The 17,912-nt window shown below is 65.4% G+C and carries 15 protein-coding genes and 1 pseudogene; 8 read left to right on the top strand and 8 right to left on the bottom strand.

Annotation, left to right across the window (positions count from 1 at the left end; translation table 11 throughout):
• Nucleotides 1-191 precede the first annotated feature (191 nt).
• Entirely contained in the window at nt 192-1,868 is a 1,677-nt protein-coding gene (locus tag ACHQ4I_RS42795; RefSeq protein ID WP_420777664.1) for a tetratricopeptide repeat protein, read from the top strand.
• Between the two features lie 36 nt (nt 1,869-1,904).
• Here the strand turns inward: ACHQ4I_RS42795 and ACHQ4I_RS42790 are convergent, their stop codons facing one another.
• A complete protein-coding gene (locus ACHQ4I_RS42790) occupies nt 1,905-2,747 on the bottom strand; it encodes an alpha/beta hydrolase (RefSeq protein ID WP_420777663.1) in 843 nt (280 codons plus the stop codon).
• Nucleotides 2,748-3,086: 339 nt separating this feature from the next.
• Nucleotides 3,087-3,263: pseudogene (locus tag ACHQ4I_RS43275) on the bottom strand (SMP-30/gluconolactonase/LRE family protein); the annotation flags it as partial.
• A 316-nt stretch (nt 3,264-3,579) separates the two neighbouring features.
• Between ACHQ4I_RS43275 and ACHQ4I_RS42780 the strand changes: the two are divergent.
• The 6 genes from ACHQ4I_RS42780 to ACHQ4I_RS42755 all read left to right on the top strand — a co-directional run bounded on the left by ACHQ4I_RS42780 (nt 3,580) and on the right by ACHQ4I_RS42755 (nt 10,770).
• Nucleotides 3,580-4,890 (top strand): MFS transporter, encoded by a 1,311-nt coding sequence (locus tag ACHQ4I_RS42780; RefSeq protein WP_420777662.1) that lies wholly within the window; start codon nt 3,580-3,582, stop codon nt 4,888-4,890.
• Nucleotides 4,891-5,119: 229 nt separating this feature from the next.
• Nucleotides 5,120-5,521, top strand: coding sequence for a nuclear transport factor 2 family protein (locus ACHQ4I_RS42775; RefSeq protein WP_420777661.1), 402 nt, complete (start codon nt 5,120-5,122; stop codon nt 5,519-5,521).
• A gap of 402 nt (nt 5,522-5,923) precedes the next feature.
• The gene (locus ACHQ4I_RS42770) at nt 5,924-7,531 is read left to right on the top strand and encodes a hypothetical protein (protein WP_420777660.1); all 1,608 of its coding nucleotides are present in this window, start codon (nt 5,924-5,926) and stop codon (nt 7,529-7,531) included.
• A 198-nt stretch (nt 7,532-7,729) separates the two neighbouring features.
• Nucleotides 7,730-9,031, top strand: a complete 1,302-nt coding sequence (locus ACHQ4I_RS42765) for a glycosyltransferase 87 family protein (RefSeq protein WP_420777659.1) — start codon at nt 7,730-7,732, stop codon at nt 9,029-9,031.
• A gap of 57 nt (nt 9,032-9,088) precedes the next feature.
• Nucleotides 9,089-10,261 (top strand): M14 family zinc carboxypeptidase, encoded by a 1,173-nt coding sequence (locus ACHQ4I_RS42760; protein WP_420777658.1) that lies wholly within the window; start codon nt 9,089-9,091, stop codon nt 10,259-10,261.
• A gap of 212 nt (nt 10,262-10,473) precedes the next feature.
• Nucleotides 10,474-10,770, top strand: a complete 297-nt coding sequence (locus ACHQ4I_RS42755) for a hypothetical protein (RefSeq protein WP_420777657.1) — start codon at nt 10,474-10,476, stop codon at nt 10,768-10,770.
• Here the strand turns inward: ACHQ4I_RS42755 and ACHQ4I_RS42750 are convergent.
• Together ACHQ4I_RS42750 and ACHQ4I_RS42745 are read right to left on the bottom strand one after the other, a co-directional pair.
• Nucleotides 10,767-13,058, bottom strand: a complete 2,292-nt coding sequence (locus ACHQ4I_RS42750; RefSeq protein ID WP_420777656.1) for an Rv1355c family protein — start codon at nt 13,056-13,058, stop codon at nt 10,767-10,769. The genes ACHQ4I_RS42755 and ACHQ4I_RS42750 overlap by 4 nt on opposite strands.
• A 147-nt stretch (nt 13,059-13,205) precedes the next feature.
• Entirely contained in the window at nt 13,206-14,639 is a 1,434-nt protein-coding gene (locus tag ACHQ4I_RS42745; RefSeq protein WP_420777655.1) for a purine-cytosine permease family protein, read from the bottom strand.
• Nucleotides 14,640-14,822: 183 nt separating this feature from the next.
• Between ACHQ4I_RS42745 and hutC the strand changes: the two genes are divergently transcribed.
• Entirely contained in the window at nt 14,823-15,578 is a 756-nt protein-coding gene (gene hutC, locus ACHQ4I_RS42740) for a histidine utilization repressor (protein WP_420777654.1), read from the top strand.
• A 175-nt stretch (nt 15,579-15,753) separates the two neighbouring features.
• Here hutC and ACHQ4I_RS42735 read toward each other — a convergent pair whose 3' ends face one another.
• Genes ACHQ4I_RS42735 through ACHQ4I_RS42720 form a run of 4 tightly spaced genes read right to left on the bottom strand, consistent with a single transcriptional unit; the run spans nt 15,754 to nt 17,912 of the window.
• A complete protein-coding gene (locus ACHQ4I_RS42735; protein ID WP_420777653.1) occupies nt 15,754-16,476 on the bottom strand; it encodes a Mut7-C RNAse domain-containing protein in 723 nt (240 codons plus the stop codon).
• Nucleotides 16,477-16,518: 42 nt separating this feature from the next.
• Nucleotides 16,519-17,139, bottom strand: coding sequence for a F0F1 ATP synthase subunit B family protein (locus tag ACHQ4I_RS42730; protein ID WP_420777652.1), 621 nt, complete (start codon nt 17,137-17,139; stop codon nt 16,519-16,521).
• Nucleotides 17,140-17,144: 5 nt separating this feature from the next.
• The gene (locus ACHQ4I_RS42725; RefSeq protein ID WP_420777651.1) at nt 17,145-17,648 is read right to left on the bottom strand and encodes a F0F1 ATP synthase subunit B; all 504 of its coding nucleotides are present in this window, start codon (nt 17,646-17,648) and stop codon (nt 17,145-17,147) included.
• Between the two features lie 6 nt (nt 17,649-17,654).
• On the bottom strand, nt 17,655-17,912 hold the full coding sequence (locus ACHQ4I_RS42720; RefSeq protein ID WP_040687366.1) for a F0F1 ATP synthase subunit C: 258 nt from the start codon (nt 17,910-17,912) through the stop codon (nt 17,655-17,657).

Below are 17,912 nucleotides of genomic sequence, written 5' to 3'. Positions count from 1 at the left end.
GGCCTCGCTCGAGTTTCTCCATGCTGCCGCCTTCTCGGTAGCAGCCAGATCGCTGGCGAAGGTGAGGTGCGCGTGCCATATGAGTACGGTTTCATATATGCCTCATGCGGGTGGCGCGATCAGCGGGTCGCGCGGCGCGTAATCGTCCGGAATGCTGAGATCCACTCATATTCGAGCCCGGGAGACTGGCCGTGGACTACTACGATCTCGGAACATACGCGCGGCCGGTTACGACGTCGTCGGCCGCCGCGCAGCTGTGGTTCGATCGGGGGCTGATCTGGACATATGCCTTCAATCATGAGGAGGCGGTGCGGTGCTTCGAGCGGGCGCTGGAGTTGGATCCGGGGTGCGGGATGGCAGGCTGGGGGGTGGCTTATGCGTTGGGGCCGAACTACAACAAGCCTTGGGAGTTCTTCGACGAGACGGAGTTGGCCGATACCGTCGCGCGGACGCATGACGCGGCGCGCAAGGCTGCCGGACTCGGGGGTTCGGTGGTCGAGCGTGCGCTGATCGAGGCGTTGGCCGCGAGGTATCCGGCAAAGACACCGGAGGGGGACGGGTCGGTTTGGAATGCCGAGTACGCGGCGGCGATGCGCGGAGTCTACGAGCGGTTTCCCGATGATCTCGATGTCGCGGTGCTCTTCGCCGATGCCCTGATGAATCTGACGCCCTGGGCGCTGTGGGATCAGCGCAGCGGTGCGCCCGCCGACGGGGCGAGCACGCTGGAGGCGAAGGCGGTGCTGGAGCGGGCGTTGGGGACTGCCGAGGGGCGGAAGCATCCGGGTGCGCTACACCTGTACATCCATTTGATGGAGATGTCGCCGACGCCGGAAGCCGCGCTGACGGTGGCGGATCGGCTGCGCGGTCTGGTGCCCGATGCGGGGCATCTCGCGCATATGCCGTCGCATCTCGATGTGCTGTGTGGTGACTACCGTGCTGTCATAGCCGCCAATTCGGCCGCGATCGCCGCGGATGAGAAGTATGTGCGTGCGGCTGGGGAGATCAATTTCTACACCCTCTATCGCGCGCACAATTATCACTTCAAGATCTATGGCGCGATGTTCCTCGGGCAGTCCGAGGTTGCGCTGGAAACCGTTGCGCGGCTGGAGAATTCTATTCCGGAGGAGCTGCTGCGGGTGCAGTCGCCGCCGATGGCGGATTGGCTGGAGAGCTTCCTGTCGATGCGGGTGCACGCGTTCATCCGGTTCGGGAAATGGGCCGATATCATCGATCTGCCGATGCCGGAAGACCAAGAGCTGTACTGCGTCACCACCGCGATGCTGCATTACGCCAAGGGCGTCGCCTACTCCGCGACCAATCGCCTCGCCGAGGCCGATGAGCAGCAGCGGCGCTTCCTCGCCGCCTTCGACCGAGTCCCGGAATCCCGGACCCTGTTCAACAACACCTGCCGCGATATCCTCGCCATCGCCGCGGCCATGCTCGATGGCGAACTCCGGTACCGAAACGGCTACTACGACAGCGCTTTCGAAGCCCTCCGCCGCGCCATCGACCTCGACGACAATCTGCCCTACGACGAACCGTGGGGCTGGATGCAGCCGACTCGACACGCCTATGGTGCGCTACTGCTCGAACAGGGCCACATTGACGAGGCCGAGGCCGTCTACCGAGCCGATCTCGGGCTCGATAACACCCTGCCGCGTGCGTCCCAACATCCGGGCAATGTCTGGAGTCTGCACGGCTATCACGAATGCCTGGTGCGCCTCGGTAAGACCGCCGAAGCCCGAATCATCGCCCAGCAACTGAAATTGGTCGCCGCTGTGGCGGATGTGCCGATCGAGGCCTCGTGTTTCTGCCGATTGACCGCGGTCGGTCACTCGGATGCGCATTGCTGCGCCGAGAATGAGTGAGCGCGGATACGCACTGTTGCGCGGGACACGAGTGAGTCAGGGGTTATCGCCGAGCCCGTTGCTGAGCACCGGCCACGAATCCTTCAACGCGCGTTCCCAATAGCCCCAGGAGTGGGTGCCGGTGGGGTCGAGATCGTAGGTGGCGGGAATGCCGAGATGATTCAGCCTGTCCCGCAGATTGCGGGTGCACCATGCCGTCGACCCCTCGATCGCACCGCCCATCGTCACCTGTAGTGGGAGTCCGCCCTCGGCCCAGCTCTGCGTGTGCGGATCGGTGGGATTGTCGTACGGTCCGGGCAATCCGCTTCCCGCCGACAGGTACAAATTCAACCCGCGCAACCGCTCGGCGTTCACATAGGGATCATTGGCCGCCCACATCGGATCCTGCGGCGGCCCATACATATTCACCGGATCCCCACGTCCCTTCCGCACCGACAGCTCGACGAACGCCTGCCCGACCGGATCGCTGATCTGCGCACACCCGCTGAACGCGCCGACGGACCGGTACAGCCCGGGACTCGAAATCGCCAGCGACAGTACCGATGTGCCGGAGGTGGAGATCCCCGCGATCGCATTGCGCCCATTGGTTCCCAGCGCGGCATCGATCAACGGCGGCAGTTCCCGAGTCAAATACGTCTGCCACTTATTGACCCCCAACGCCGGATCCGCCGCCCGCCAATCCGCGTAATAGCTATAGGCCCCACCAACAGGCTCGACCACATTGACGTTCTTATCCCCGAAAAACCGCATGACATCGGTCTTCGTATCCCACGTCGCCCCATCGACCCCACCATCGACCCCTGCCAACAGATACAGCGTCGGCCGCGGCACCCCACTATCCGCAGGCCGCTGCACCTGCACCGAAAACTCTTTCCCCATCGCCCCCGAATAGACCGTCAACGTCAGATGCCGATCGCCCCGAACCGTAACGCCGGTAATTCGCGACCCATCCTCGGTCGTCGCCGACTCCGACACCTGCCCACGGGTGTCCGGTGCCGCGTTCGAAAGACCTCCGGACCCGATGGATCCGCTCCCGATCACAGCAGCGGCGACAACCGAAGCCAATCGAAGGCCACCCATCAGCACCCAACCTCTCCGGGATCGGCCGCACCGAAATCTCACGCCCGTATGCGGCAGTTCCTGTCATACAGCAATCACGGTACCCATCACCGTGATGCGCACAGCATGTGGAACTGTGCCGCGTTAAGGGGTCGCGTACACACGGCCGATGAGGCTGCCGAAGTCGTTGGTGGCGTAGACCGTGCCGTCCGCGGCGACGTCCTTGCCGTCGGCGGCGCCGAGTCCGGCCGCGAAGGGGAGGACCGCGCCGGTGTCCGGGTCGAGTTTCATAATGCCCGCGTGGCGCAGGGTGTCGCCGATGACGACGCGTGCGTCGCACCGTAGCCGAGGTCCGTGGCGACGATCGAATCCCGGTGCACACGATCGGAATCGACGACTCTCGGGCGAGTGTAGAGCGGGGGTCCGCACGGTGACCGCCGCCGCGCCCGCGGCCCCATTCGCCAGCCACAGGGTTCGAAGTCGCGGATCGAACATGGGGATCTCCGTTCGCCTCTGCCACCGACGCTACGATTGCCGGTTGAACGCCCGGGTTCCCGCACATGACGCTGCGGCTCCCGAAATCGAACATTCGAGCGGTACCGCCTGGCTTGGGAATTTGACTCCGGGGCGGATCCGGGTCGAGAGTGCGCGGATGGGTGGAACGATCGAGGTATCCCGGGCGACGCTGCGCAAGGTCACGATTCGACTGGTGCCGTTTCTCGGGCTGTTGTATTTCATCAACTACCTGGATCGGGTCAATATCGGCTTCGCCGGACCCAGCGGCATGAAAACGGATCTGGGGCTTACCGAGACGGCGTTCGGCTTCGCCTCCGGCATCTTCTTCATCGGCTACCTCGTACTCGAGGTGCCGAGCAATCTGGCGCTGCACCGGTTCGGGGCGCGGCGCTGGATTGCCAGGATCATGGTCAGCTGGGGTGTGGTCGCCACGGCCATGGCATTCGTGCCGAACGAAACCTGGCTCTATATCCTGCGATTCACACTCGGCGTCGTCGAGGCCGGATTCTTTCCCGGCATCCTGCTGTATCTCACATATTGGTTTCCGCAGACCCAGCGCGCGAAGATCGTCGCGTTATTCATGACGGCGGTGCCGATTTCGACCGCATTGGGATCGACGGTGTCGAGTCTGATCATCCAGTACGGCGACGGTGTCTTCGGGCTCACCGGTTGGCGATTCATGTTCCTGGTCGAGGGACTGCCCGCGATTGTCCTCGCGGTCGGCACCTGGTTCTTCCTCACCGACCGTCCGGCACAGGCGAAGTGGTTGACCCCGGTCGAAAGGGACTGGTTGACAGCGGAACTCGAAGCCGAGGAGGGGGCGCGGGGCGAACATTGGACGGTGCGCAAGGCACTCACCCATCCCCGGGTACTCGGCCTGGCCTTCATCTATGGCGGCATCGTCTACGGCCTGTACGCGCTCGGATTCTTCCTGCCCACCATCATCAACGGATTCCAACAGCAGTATGGCACCCACTATTCGGTGGTGCAGCGCGGGCTCATCAACGCGGTTCCGTACGTGATCGGCGCCGTGGTGATGGTCGTGTGGAGCAGGCATGGTGACCGGACCGGTGAGCGGGCCTGGCATGTGGCGCTGCCCGCGCTGGTCGGTGGGCTCGCGATTCCGGTGGCGCTCTATCTGGGCAACCCGTTCGCCGCCATGATCGCGGTCACCGTATGCGCGGTCGGTGTCCTCGCCGCGCTACCAACCTTCTGGGCGCTGCCAAGCACATTCCTCTCCGGCGCGGCCGCGGCTGGCGGTATCGCCCTGATCAACTCCATCGGCAATGTCAGCGGGTTCGTCGCGCCGTACGTCACCGGCGCGCTGAAGGACCTCACCGGCACCCAGCGGGCCGGACTGTGGGTCGTCGGCGTCGCCATGATCGGCTCGGCCATCGGCGTCCTCGCCCTACGATCCCGAATCCGTACCACGCCGACGCCACGCTGAATCAGCCCTTCCGCACCACACTGACGCCACGCTGAATCAGCCCTCCCGCTCGACGCCACCGGCCACTCGGTGACGGCACTCCAGAACGTCGCATGGAGATCGTCGCAATCCACGGTCACATGGCGAAGGATCGCGCGACCGCTGTGCGCCGGCCAGGGATTGCCGCTGTGCCGCGAATCACCGGCCTTCGCCCCTGGTCGATATAGAACGATCCCTCTAATATGAACGCATGAGCAATCGAGACGTAGTCGAAAAGTTCTACAAAGCAACGCAATCCGGCGATCCCGCCGCGATTCTCGCGGCGCTGCATCCGCGCTTCGAGGGCTGGGTGGCCCCGGGTATGCCCAGCGTGACCATCACTCAGGCGCACGGCCCGGAAGCGGCGCTCGCGGGCATCTGGCAGCCGGTGTCCCGCGAGTACAAAATCGCCCCCTTCGCCGAGCAGTGGTTCGACGCCCACCCCGACACCGTCATCGTCACCGGCCACTATCGCGGCACGGCCCGCGCCACCGGCAAGCATGTCGCCGCCGAATTCGCCCACATTTGGCATATCGCCGACGAAAAGCTCCTCGCCCTGCATCAATACACCGACACCTGGCATTGGCGCGAGGCGCTGACGGACGCGGCCTGACCGCAACCAATCGCGGAAGTCGACGGCTGCGTCGGCGCGCATCGGCCGGACGGATCCGAAATCGCCCGACCTATTGACCAGTTGGGGGCGACACGCCGAAGGTGTCGACACCCCTTGAACGAACCAACTGGTTGGCTGTTTGCTGCCGGCAAGCGGTTGCGTCGTAGCGAATCCTGGCCGCTCAACTGTCCGGTCATCGCGCCGCGAGCGACGTTGGTACGCACTAAATCGTCGTTAAATCGAAACCGGCGATGCGTGTGTCGCGCGCGGCGCGCCGCAGGACAACCCACCGGCGGCAAATTGACAGTTTCGCTGGCAACGGTGCATCGACTATGAATGTCTGGTGCCGTTCCCACGCGTGATCACTTGTCTGCCGTCGAATCTCTCCCGCTGGGAGTCGAATTGACCATCGAGCATCCCATCGAGGACGAGGTCGGACAGCTCGCGAGAAGGGTCGAGCGGGCCCGAGGACGCCTGGCCTATCAGTTCGATCCGGCGCTGACCGAGGCGCTCTCCGAGGACGAGCTGGTCGCCGAACGTGAGCTCGCGGAAAAGATTCGCGGCGAGGATCGCGCGCAGCGGTGGAAACAGGTTCAGGCCGCGGCCGCCGCGGCCGACCGCGCCAGGCAGACCACGGAAGCGATCGAGAAGGCCGACATCAGAGATCTATTGGTAGCCCGCAAGGCAATTGCGGCACAGCGGCGGGAGTCCAGCCCGCACGCCAAGCTGGCGTCGCTGTACCGGCACCGAGGATGGTCACTGCGCGCGTTGGCGGGCGTGGTGGCGGCGGGCATGCTGTGGTCCGCGGTCAACGTGCAGCACAACATCGCACCCGGCGGACCGGGCGATCCGCTGTACTGGTTCAGCTACCTCATCGAGGCGATGATCAGCGTCTGCCTGATCATCATCATGGTCGGCACCAATAAGGTCGCCGAATGGGGTGTCATCGATAACCGCCGACAGGTCGCCGCGGCCGAAATCGCGCTGCTGTCACTGACGGTCACCCTGAACACCTACCCGTATCTGCGCGACGGGGAATGGTACGAGACCGGTGTGCACGCCGTCGCGCCGGTGATGATCGGCGTCGCCCTGCTCATCCACGATGCCGCGAGCGCGCGCTACGGCCTGGCCATCTACCGGGCCACCGAGCAGGTTCGCGAATTGCCCGATCCGGCCGAGCAGATCCGGCGGAAGCTGCCAACGATCACGACCTACCGCGCGAATGCGCTGGCGGCCCTGGTGGCATCGGGTAAGGAAGCCACCGAAGAGTCCGAAGCGCAGCAGGCCCTGGAAGACGCGGAACAGGACGCGGAGCTGGACGTCGAAGCGATCGTGGACGCCGAAGAGGCCGAGGTCGAGGAGGTGACCGACGGGGAAGGCGCTGCCGCACAAGATGGTTCGGCCGCACCGGTGGCCGCGGTCGACTCCGAGAAGCGCCGGGCAGCGAGCAACGGCAACGGCCGAGCGGTGACCGAAAACGGCCGTCCGCAGGGCAATTCGGAGCCCGCGGCACCGGCGACGCCCGTCAGCGGCCCCGCGGTCGCCAAGGAGCCGGCCGCGCCGGTGGTCGCGAAGAACAACCCCTTCGCTCCGGCGACGACCGACAAGCCGGTCGCCACCGCCGAGACCAAGCCCGTGCCCAAGGTCGAGACCCGACCAGCGAGCCCACCGCCCGCCAAGGCGACCGCACGCAAGGCAGCGCCGGCCCCCGCCGAACCGCCTCCTGCCGCGGAGAGCAAGCCATCGGTGGTGTCGGCACTGCGCAGGAACAATGCCTCCTCGGCGGTATCGCGCAAGCCCAGCTCGCTCGAGGGCCGCAAGGACAGCAGGTCGACCGAGAACACCCGGGGCAAGGGCAATGCGCCCGCCGATCCGGATCCACATCTGCAGGTGGTCCGCACACCCGATATCCACGACACCGGCCAGTTCCGCATCGCCGAGATGCTCGAACAGGAGCTCGCGGAACTACAGGCGGAGCGCAGGCGGGCCAGGGCCAGCAGACAGCGATGACCGCTGCGCTTGCCTGCCCGGAGACTTCGGGGCATGATGCAGGCTCGGGTCATTAGGTACGTTAATAATTGGCTGCCGCTGTGTCGCGCTCAGGTGTGGGAACGAAGGGATGGATCGGTCCAGTGATGAGGTCTTACCGCTCAGCAGGATCCAGATCCACTTGTTCCGCGTTGGCGCTGCCCCGTTCGTAGCTCTGCGGTGCGAGATACCCGGAAGCTGGAGTTTCCGCGCACGGGACCAGCGATCTACATCCTCGCCGGGAGCGCCCTGCTGGCGGTGATCCTGCTGTTCACCACGATCGACCCCTTCTTGGACAAGGGCGGTTTCCTGGTCGGCGGGCTCGATGTGCACATCTATCGGGACGGCGCGTTCCGCATCGTGCACGACATCCCGCTGTACACCGAGCCGACGATGCGTGGGTTGCTGTACACCTACACGCCGTTCTCCACCATCGCCTTCGTGCCCATCTACCTGGTGCCGTGGGGGTGGGTCACGAATACCTGGCTGGTGTTGAACCTCTGCGTGCTCATCGGCTGTGTGCTGCTCAGCTGGCGGTTGCTCGGCTATCGGATCACCGCTCGGCTGACGGTGATCAGTGTGCTGCTGGCGGCCACCTGCGTCTTCATCGAGCCGGTCCGGCAAACGCTCTACTTCGGCCAGATCAACCTGGTGCTGATGCTGCTGATCCTGTGGGACGCGCTGCGCGACGACCGCAGCAAACTGTGCGGTATCGGCGTCGGACTCGCGGCGGGGATCAAACTCACCCCGATCTACTTCGTGGCGTACTTCGTGGCCCTGCGGCAATGGCGTTCGGCGATCATCGCGTGCGCCACCTTCCTCGCCTCCATCGCCTTCGCCTGGGTCATCCTGCCCGCCGATTCCCGGCAGTACTGGACCTCGACGTTCTTCCAGTCCAACCGGATCGCGGTGGACACCCACCCGGCCAACCAGTCCATCCGCGGTGTCATCGCGCATCTGCTGGGTCGGCCGGCGCCGGTGTGGCTGTGGCTGCTCATCGCGGGTTCGATCGCGATCGCGAGCCTGGTCGTCACCACGGCGCTGTATCAGCGGGGTGAGCGGCTGCTGTCGATCACGCTGGCCGGTCTGACCGCCTGTGCGGTGTCGCCGTTCTCCTGGGGACACCACTGGGTGTGGTTCGTACCGCTGCTGGTCTACCTGGTGCACAAGGCACAGGACAATTGGCGCTGGTGGGTCGCGGCGGCGGTGCTGTTCACCGCGACCGCCGCATGGACCTATCACTGGAGCAGGACCTGGGTGTCGATCGGGGTATTCCTGCTGCCGCCGTGGTGGCCGATCACCAAGGTGCTGATCAACGGCTACGTCATCGCCTTCCTGGCGGTGCTGATCGGCGCCTGGATCCACTTGCGCCGGGACGGCTGGTCGGCGCTGAGCGAGCGCTCGGCCGAGCGCTCGATCCGATTCCCGCTGTTGCGACGCGGCGACCCCGAATCCCCTTCTTGCCCAACTCCTTGTCCGTGACCGGCGTCGGAACCCGATGGGGGAGGACGGGTTCGCGGACAAGGTAGTCTGGCGTGCATGGGGAGGGGAGGACTCGTGCGCGTATTGCGTTGGTGGGCTGTCGGTATCGCGGCTTTGTTCTTATCGGGGATCGTTGTTCCGGGCAGCGCGGCGGCGCAGACCTATTACGGCGGATATCACACGGCCGCGGATATGCTGTGGCACGCGCAGACCGTCGGCCGCACGTATCCGGGCATTGCGACGGTCTACGACATCGGCGAGTCCTGGTTGGCGACACAGGGACACGGCGGTCATACGCTGCAGGCGATCTGCCTGACGGGTATCGCGCCCGCGCCCATGCCGGTCAAGGCCGTCGCGAAGGCTGGTCTCGGACTGGTCCGGCCCGACGGGTGCGCGTTGTCGACGGTCTCGAACAAGCCGAAGCTATTGCTGTTCGCCCAGATTCATGCCCGCGAGATCGCGACCGGCGAGCTGATGTGGCGCTGGATCGACTATCTCGCCGACGGCTACGGCATCGACCCCGAGGCGACCTCGGTGCTCGACAGCACCGAGGTCTGGATCGTGCCGGTGGCCAATCCGGACGGTGTGGAGATCGTCTCCGCCACCGAGGGCCGTCCGCGATTCCAGCGCAAGAATGTCGACGATGCCGAACCGTCCTGCGCGACCGAGGACCCGGGCAATGGTCGCGGAGTGGATCTGGAACGGAACTTCTCCGGACGGTGGGGCGAGAAGGGCGCCGACGCGGATCCGTGCGCGCAGGATTACCGGGGTGTCGCCGCGGCGTCCGAACCGGAGACCCGGGCACTCGAAGGCCTGATATCCGCGATCTTCGCCGACCAGCGCGGCGAGCCGGGCGTCGATGAGGTGCCCGACAGCGCCACCGGACTCCTCATAGACCTGCATTCCTACGGGAACTACCTGATCACGCCGTCTGTGACAGCACCGGAGGACGCCGCCCGACTGCGGCGGCTGGCGGCGCAGGTCGCACCGGAGGGTTTCACCTCGGGCACCTCCACCGAAACCGTCGGCTACCCGACCTCGGGAACCAGCATGGATCAGGCCTACGGCGCACTGGGGCTGGCGGCGCTGGTCATGGAGATCGGACCGCGCGAATCGGACTGCGCCGGATTCTTCCCGGAGTACTCGTGTGTGGATCGGTTGCTGTGGCCACAGATCAGGCAGGCGTTCACCGCGGCGGCGCGCGCGGCCGCCGCGCCTTACCGCCAATAGAGCAAAGGCTTTGCGTTCTCTTTACCAGCGGATTCCCTGCACTTGCCGCCTGAAATCGGGCTCTTGCCGCGCTCGTCAGCGGGGGTTACGGTTGGCTCCTGCGTCGCGAAGCAATCCGGTTACCAGAAGGTTGCTGAGCCTACCGCCCGACGGAAGGTACTACTTCGATGTCGCACGAACATATCGCTCGGCAGAGCTGGAGGTATCCCACCATGACGAAGAAACGGACGCAGCCCGCGCCCATGTTCAAGGTGACCATGGTGAACGCCATCCACCAGGATGCCGATGGATACGGCGATAGATGGGTCGCCACTGTCGACCACGGGAATATGCGCGTCGACTGGATCGCCGACGCGGTTGCCAAGGATGCGCGGACGGTCCGGATCTGGTGCGACGATTGCGGGGCCAGCGTGCACCTGTGCCGCGAAATCCGCGACTACCTCCCGGCGGATGTGCGCAAGGCGCTCGCCGACGCATGGGAGCACTACCACCCCACGCACCACGCCTAGGCGAGTTCGAGTACCTCCGCCAAGGGACGGCGCAGCGAGCGCGCCGTCGGCGGTCCCGCGTGGGCGAGGCGGAACAGCAGCACCTCGGCATGGTCCGGGTCGGTCTCGAACAACTGCCGATAGCGGTCGCGCAAATCCCGGAGTTCGGTCTGCTCGCGCCTGGACAGCCCGTTGCCCCCGCCGCGCTCGAGGCGGGCGAACAGATAGGGCAGCGCCGTCATCGGTTGCACCGCAATGCCTTCCGCCGTCGCGGTGAGCCACATTCGCTGCATGGCGCGTCCGCCGCGCAGATAGCTTTCGCGTGACACACCCGGCACCGTGAGCAGCCCCACCGCGGCGGCGCTCGCCACCGCGTCGCGGGAAAGGTCTTCCAGCGCACGGCCGCCGCCGATTTCGGCGAGGCACTGCGCCACGCGCCACTGACTGAGCAGCCGCAGTGCCGCGCGCTCGGCATCGGTGAGTTCCGCGGTGGCGATGTCGAGGCCATAGGGTTTGGCCCGTACCTCTTCCGGCGTCCATCGGTAGCCGCCTGTGGCGTCGCGGTGCATCGCCCGGTTCAGCATGCCGATTCGATCGCCCGCGCCGATCAGCGCGCCGATTTCGGCCAATCCCGTTCTCTCGCAGTGCAGTTGCAATCGTGCACCGCATTCGGCGCACGCCGCGGTGAGCGACTGTGCTACGTCCACACCGAGCGGCCCACGGGCATCGCGCCGCCGATTGGTGACCCGTACCGCGATCTGCGCGGCGAGCGGCGATGCCTCCAGTTCCGGTGCGGCGGCCAGTTCGACCGTGCCGACGAGGCGTTTGTCATTCGGCCGCGGCCAAGTCCGGATCCGCGTACGCAGCCCCAGATGTCCGGATGCCAACTCGATATTCTCGAACAGAGCACCGAAGGCGACCCAGGTCGCGCTGTGTGCGAAGTCGAGGCTCGGCAGGTCGCGTCCGGGGTCGTGGCGGCATTCCAAGACCGCGTCGTTGCGCCGCCAGGTCAAGGCCCACGGCTGCGTGTTGTGCGCGGACGGCGCCAGCGTGCCCATGGCCGCGATCCACCGTGCCGCATCGTCGGAGACGATGCCGCGCAGCGACGGTTCCGGTGGCAGCGACGGGTCCGTCTGCGCCTCTTCGGCGATCGCGAATAACGATGCGGGCGAGATCGGTTCGCGGTGTATGCCGTGATTCGCATGAACGAGGTCGGACGGATCGACGTAATATCGCCCGGATCCGACCGGCTCGCCGAGCAGCATTCGCCGCGCGGCATCCGCGACGATCGCGCCGCCGAGCGCCACCTCCGAGGCGAGCTGCGGCCAATTTTCGATCGTCTGCCCCACCTCGGGCAGTGAAGCCGCCGCACGCGTGCTGATCCGGCTCGCGTCGAAGAGGTCCAGTAGGAACGGGATCTTGTCGGCTGTGGTGAGATCGCGAAGGTCCTGGGCCCGTACGGAACCGAGTAGACCGTGGAAGATCGGCCGATCCCGCTCGAGATCGAAGCGCTCGATATCGAGCAGGCCGCGATCGCTGGTCTGCATGATCACCGGAATGCCGTGGCTGCGCGCCCGCTCCCGGAGCAGCACCTTGGTGTGCAGGTCGTCGCACTCCTCGACCAGCAGATCGAGACCACCGCTGCCGAGCAGGAAATCATCGATTGCTTCGGCCCGAACTCCCCTGTGACACCGCTCTATTCGCAGATACGGATCGATCTCGTACAGCTGCCGGGCCGCGATGACGGTCTTCTCGACGCCGAGGTCGGCGACGCGGGCGCGGATGCGGTTCAGATTGGACAGTCCGAGCCGGTCGAAGTCCGCGATCTTGAACGAGCCGCCGATCCCTTCCTGCGCGAGGGTGAGCAAGGCGGCATTGCCGACCGAAAGCCCGGCCACGCCGATCCGCATTCGGGCGAGCCGCCGCTGTTCGGCCGGGGTGATGCGGTAGCGGTTGCGATCGGTGCGCACCTCCCGAAACTCCGTCTCGGGCAGTACATGTACAAGATCACCCGACCATGGATACCACACCCACACGCCGTACTCGGCCCGTTCCTTGCCGTCCAGATGTCGATGTGCGCGCCGGTCCACCTCGACACGAGAACAGCCGGGATCTCGCGCGGATATGAGCTGCCGCAACTGGTCGGCAAGTGTGTCATGCACCCGCTGGACGGTTGCGGAAGCCAGCAGCGCGAACAACTCTGATCGGTCTTTCTCGATACCGAGATCGAAATGAATTGGCCGCCATTCAGAAATGTCGTCGTCCTTGCCGGCGAGCTCACGGAGATTCCGGCCCAACTCGTTGCGCAAGACCCCTCCCGACAGGTTCGTGCGGATCCGTCCTACTCAGGTTTACACCCGACTGGTCGGTAACTAGTTACGATTGAGCAAGCCGAAATCGAACCTCGCATCACCGAATTCGCGATGGGACTGCGCGGACTCTTGGGCTGACCGGCCTCAGGACACGCGGGTCGCCACCGTGTCAGCGGGGTAGATCATCCGGTCGGGCGGGTTACTGGTGCGGCGGGCGAGGGGGTAGTAGATCGCGGCGGTGAACACGATGCCGACGATCCAGGAAATATCCGCGCCGCCGAGCATGTCGGTGATCGGGCCGGTGTAGAGCTTCTGTGCGAGGAACGGGATCTGGGCGAGAATGCCCAGGGTGTAGCAGGCCAGCGCGGTGAGATTCCAGCGTCCGTAGCGGCCGTCCGGATCGTAGAGCGCCGGGATATCGATGCGCTCGCGCGATATCAGGTAGTAGTCGATCAGGTTGATCGCGCTCCACGGGGTGAACACCATGAGCAGCACGAGCACGAAATTCTTGAAATTATTGAGGAAGTCGGCGCTGGCTCCGACCGCGATCAGCATCGACACCACGGTGAAGCCGACGATATAGGCCGTTCGCGCGGCCTGTGTGGTGTGCGACCGACCGTTGAACGCGGTCACCGAGGTGAGGATGGACATGAACCCGCCATAGGCGTTGAGACAGTTCACGGTCAGCTTGCCGACCACGATCACCAGGTAGATCAGCAGCGCGATCGCGGACGGCCCCGCGAGGTCGCCGATGAACCCGACCTGATTGCCAAGGAACGCTTTTCCGGCCACCGCGGCCACCAGCGCGCCGAGCGTCATCGCCCACTGCGAGCCGAGGACACTGCCCGCGAAGGTGGACCAGAAGGTGGTGCGCGCACTGGTCGAGCGGGGCAGGTAGCGCGAATAGTCGGCGACATACGGTCCGAAGGTGAGCTGCCAACCCGCGCCGAGGGAGACCGCGAGCACGAAGGTCACGATATCGAAGGATTCGGCGCCGATGTAGGCGCTGACATCGTATTCGGTGAACAGGCGAATGGTCAGATAGGTGAAGCCGATGATGCCGACCACCGTCGCGATCCGGCCGATGACATGGATCAGCCGATAGCCGGTCACCGCGACCACCGCGGTGAGCGCGCCGAATACGAGGATGCCGATGGTCGAATTGTTCACGTGCAGAATCTTGTTCACCGCTTGGCCGGCCAATACGGTGCCGGTCGCGGCGAAGCCGAGATACATCACGATCACCAGCAACAGCGGCATCACGGCGCCGAAAACACCGAATTGTGCTCGGCTGGAAATCATTTGCGGCAGTCCGAGCCGCGGGCCCTGCGCCGAATGCAGGGCCATGACGATGCCGCCGAGGATATTGCCGAGCAGCAGGCCGATGATCGCCCAGAGCGCGTCGGCGCCGAAGACCACCGCGAGCGCACCGTCGACAATCGCGGTGATCTGCATATTCGCCCCGAACCACAGGGTGAACTGATTGCGTGGGGTGCCATGGCGTTCGGCATCCGGAATCACTTCGATGGTGCGGCGCTCGAGTTGGAGTCCGGTGTCGAATTCGTCGTTGTGCGGCATGAATCCGCCTTCCGTCAGGAGAAGGGGAGCAGCTGCGACAAGTGCGGTGCGGGGGAGGACCCGGCGTGCGCCCTCGGTCTGTGCTCTGGGCCATTGAAGCTGCCCAGATGCATAGTCCTGTATATACAAGTGGCTGTCAACCGGAACGGCTAAGGTGGCGCAGAGACGAGAGAGGTGGTGGCGATGAACCGCCCGGTAAGTGATGCGGACCTGGCGGTTTTATTCGCGGCGTCCGGGCCGGACGCCGCACCTGCCTATGAGCGGATCAAGACCCTGATCCGCACGCAGATCGGCGCCGGGCGCTGGGTCGCGGGAGATCAGCTGCCCTCGGAACATCAGCTCGTCGACGCGCTCGGGATTTCCCGCATGACGATCAACCGGGCGCTGCGCGAACTGGCCGCCGCGGGCGTGGTCGTACGGATGATGGGCGTCGGAACGTTCGTCGCGCCCGCGAAGGTGGCCTCGCCGCTGTTCGAGGTGCGCAATATCGCCGATGAGATCCAGCAGCGCGGCCACCGGCATCGCACCGAGGTCATCTTCTTGCGCAATGAATCCGTCGACGCCGACAATCCGCTGCTCGACGACTGGCCGACGGCTGCGGTATTCCATTCGCTGCTGGTGCATTTCGACGACGACGTGCCGATCCAACTGGAGGACCGCTACGTCAACCCCGCCGCCGCACCCGGCTACCTCGACCAGAATTTCGCCGACATCACCCCGAACCGCTACCTCAGCGAGGTCGCGCCGCTGGTCCGCGGCGAGCATGTGGTCGAGGCCGTGCAGGGCAGCCACGAAGACTGCCGCCTACTCCGAATCCGCCGCACCGAACCCTGTCTGCAGATCCGCCGCCGCACCTGGTCGGCCACCGCCCTGGTCAGCGTTGCCCGCCTGCTCCACCCCGGCTCCCGCAGCCGCCTCGAGGGTGCCTTCGGGGCCTGATCCAGCTGGGCGGGAACGCCTGGTTCCGGGCCCAGATTCGCACGCCGCACGGAATCGCCGGGCGAAGACGTGCGCGGCGAGCGAATGTGCGCGGGACGCGCATTCGTTTGACGGCCCGCGTCAGGCGCCGAAGTTCTGCAGGGCATGCGTGACGATCGGCCTTTGACGGCCCGCGTCAGGTCCCGAAGTTCTGCAGGGCGTGCGTGACGATCGCGTCGAGGCTTTCGTGATGTGCGCCCTTCCAATACGTTCGGCCGCAGTCGACACACTGAGCGAAGGCATCATAGGTGCGTTCGGTGTCGTCGGGGATTCTTCCGCGCAGGGTCTGCTTGTCGGTCAGTCGGAGGGGGCCGTTGCAGGCCGTGCAGCGGGTCCATGGCGCGAGCGGTGGTGCGAAACGCGACAGCACATCGTCGAGTTGTTCGGCCGGGCGGTGGCTGTAAATGTATGCGCCCGCGAAGATTTCGCGTCGCCGCAATAGTCCGCGATCGCGGGAGAGCAGTATGCGGTGTTCGGCTGCCGAGCGCGTGGCCAGTGCCGCGTCCCCGATGTCCGGCTTCTCGTAGGCGGCGTCGACGCCGAGCAGGCGCAGCCGCCGCGCGAGGGTGCCGAGGTGGATATCGAGCAGGAATCGCAGCGGTTCGGCGATGTGCTGGGGGCGGACCACGGCGCGCACCGAGACCGCCTCGCCGTCGACGGGCAGATGTGCGGGTTCGACCGGCCGACCGTCGACCACCAGGGCGCCCACCTCGGTGAGCGGCACGCCGAGCGACTCCACGACATGTCCGAGTGTCGAGACGTCGTCGATGCGCACGGTCGAGGGACCCGCGCGTTGCGCGGCGGCGATGAACAGCCGCAGCTCGGGCGCGAAGTCAACCGTGATCTCCGCAGTGGTCACGCGGTCAGCATGCCAGGGCATGCGCTTCGGTGACCACCGAGTTCACAATGACCAGGGTTGGGCGCGGCGGCGGATCGGCGGTTCCGCGTTGGCCATGGCCTCGAGGTCTTCGAGGAATTTGTCGATGCTGTCGGCCGCCACGTGGGTGGAACCGATCTCGTAGCGGACCTTTTCCTCGGTGCTGTCCATGACCGTGGTGATGAGCTCGGCCTTCAGATCGCGGATGAGCTGGGTGCGCATCTGGGCGATCTGGTCGCGGCCCTGGCTGCGGACGCGGGCGACCTCGGCATCGGCGAATTCGCGCATCTTCGCGACGATGCGTTCGGCATCGATGCGCGCGTCCTCGCGGATGTGCTCCAGTTCGGCCTGGGCGTCGGAGACCGCGTTGTCGTAGGCCCGCTTGGCCTCGACGAGTCGCGTCGCCGCAGCCTCGTTCTCGTCGAGTTGCTTCTGAATATTGTTCTGCGCCTTGGCCATCAGCCGCCCGACCGGCGGAGCGACCCATTTGACGATGATGAAGACGATGACCGCGAAACCGAACAGCTGGCTGAAGAAGATCGGCCAGTCGAAGGTGATGTGGAAGATGCCCGAGTCCTCGGACCCTGCCGCGTGGGCTCCTTCTGCGAGGAGGCCGCTAGTGAGGCTAGCACTGATGAAGGTCATGGTGGCTACGCTCGTTCTGAGTGATGGCCGGCGCTGGAGCCGGCGTGCCGATCCTTGATGCCGAGCACACGGTCGGCCAATGTCTCGGCGAGCGGTTCGACAGCATCACGCAGCTCCGCGGCCACCTGGTCCGCTTGGGCCCGCAGCTCCGTCGCGGATTCCGCGACGATCCTGTCGGCCTCTTCCTGCGCCTCACTGCGCAACTGCTCGAGGATAACTCGGCCCTCGGCCCTTGCCTGATTCCTGATCTCGACCGCTTCACTGCGCGCCTGCGCGACGGCCGCCTGATACTTCGCTTCGGCGTCGGCGAACAAGGCTTTGGCTTCCTTGTTGTCGACCGCGGTCTCCGCAACTCTCGCCTCGCGTTCCGCCAATACCTTGCGTATCGGCGGAACGACGAACAGCCACATGACCCCGAGCACGATCAGGAAGATCAAAAGCTCGACGAAGAATGTGCCGTTGGGAATCAGGAAATTCTCCCCGGCAACAACATCCGTTCGCGGCGTCATACTGAATTACTTACCTGGAGTAGCGAATACGAAGAGCGCCATGAAGGCTAGATTGATGAAGTACGCCGCCTCGACCAGACCGACGGTCAGGAAGAAGTTACCGCGGAGGCGACCCTCGGCTTCCGGCTGACGGGCAACGCCGTTGATCAGCGCGGCGCCGGCCAAACCGTCACCGATACCCGCGCCGATGGCGCCGCCGCCCATGATGATGCCGCCGCCGATGAGGGCGCCCTGGACGATGGCCGCCGTTGTTGCGTCTGCCAT

It is taken from the genome of Nocardia nepalensis, from assembly GCF_048910785.1.
GTDB lineage: Bacteria > Actinomycetota > Actinomycetes > Mycobacteriales > Mycobacteriaceae > Nocardia > Nocardia nepalensis.
The sequence above is the reverse complement of the archived record's forward strand: the minus strand, read 5'-3'. Positions and strand labels throughout refer to the sequence as shown.

What these genes read in the sequence shown, in the direction of transcription:
- ACHQ4I_RS42730 (WP_420777652.1), bottom strand. Translation starts at nt 17,139, where the DNA reads ATGACCTTCATCAGTGCTAGCCTCACTAGCGGCCTCCTCGCAGAAGGA.
- ACHQ4I_RS42745 (WP_420777655.1), bottom strand. Translation starts at nt 14,639, where the DNA reads ATGCCGCACAACGACGAATTCGACACCGGACTCCAACTCGAGCGCCGC.
- ACHQ4I_RS42775 (WP_420777661.1), top strand. Translation starts at nt 5,120, where the DNA reads ATGAGCAATCGAGACGTAGTCGAAAAGTTCTACAAAGCAACGCAATCC.
- ACHQ4I_RS42790 (WP_420777663.1), bottom strand. Translation starts at nt 2,747, where the DNA reads ATGGGGAAAGAGTTTTCGGTGCAGGTGCAGCGGCCTGCGGATAGTGGG.
- ACHQ4I_RS42755 (WP_420777657.1), top strand. Translation starts at nt 10,474, where the DNA reads ATGACGAAGAAACGGACGCAGCCCGCGCCCATGTTCAAGGTGACCATG.
- ACHQ4I_RS42760 (WP_420777658.1), top strand. Translation starts at nt 9,089, where the DNA reads ATGGGGAGGGGAGGACTCGTGCGCGTATTGCGTTGGTGGGCTGTCGGT.
- ACHQ4I_RS42720 (WP_040687366.1), bottom strand. Translation starts at nt 17,912, where the DNA reads ATGGCAGACGCAACAACGGCGGCCATCGTCCAGGGCGCCCTCATCGGC.
- hutC (WP_420777654.1), top strand. Translation starts at nt 14,823, where the DNA reads ATGAACCGCCCGGTAAGTGATGCGGACCTGGCGGTTTTATTCGCGGCG.
- ACHQ4I_RS42725 (WP_420777651.1), bottom strand. Translation starts at nt 17,648, where the DNA reads ATGACGCCGCGAACGGATGTTGTTGCCGGGGAGAATTTCCTGATTCCC.
- ACHQ4I_RS42780 (WP_420777662.1), top strand. Translation starts at nt 3,580, where the DNA reads ATGGGTGGAACGATCGAGGTATCCCGGGCGACGCTGCGCAAGGTCACG.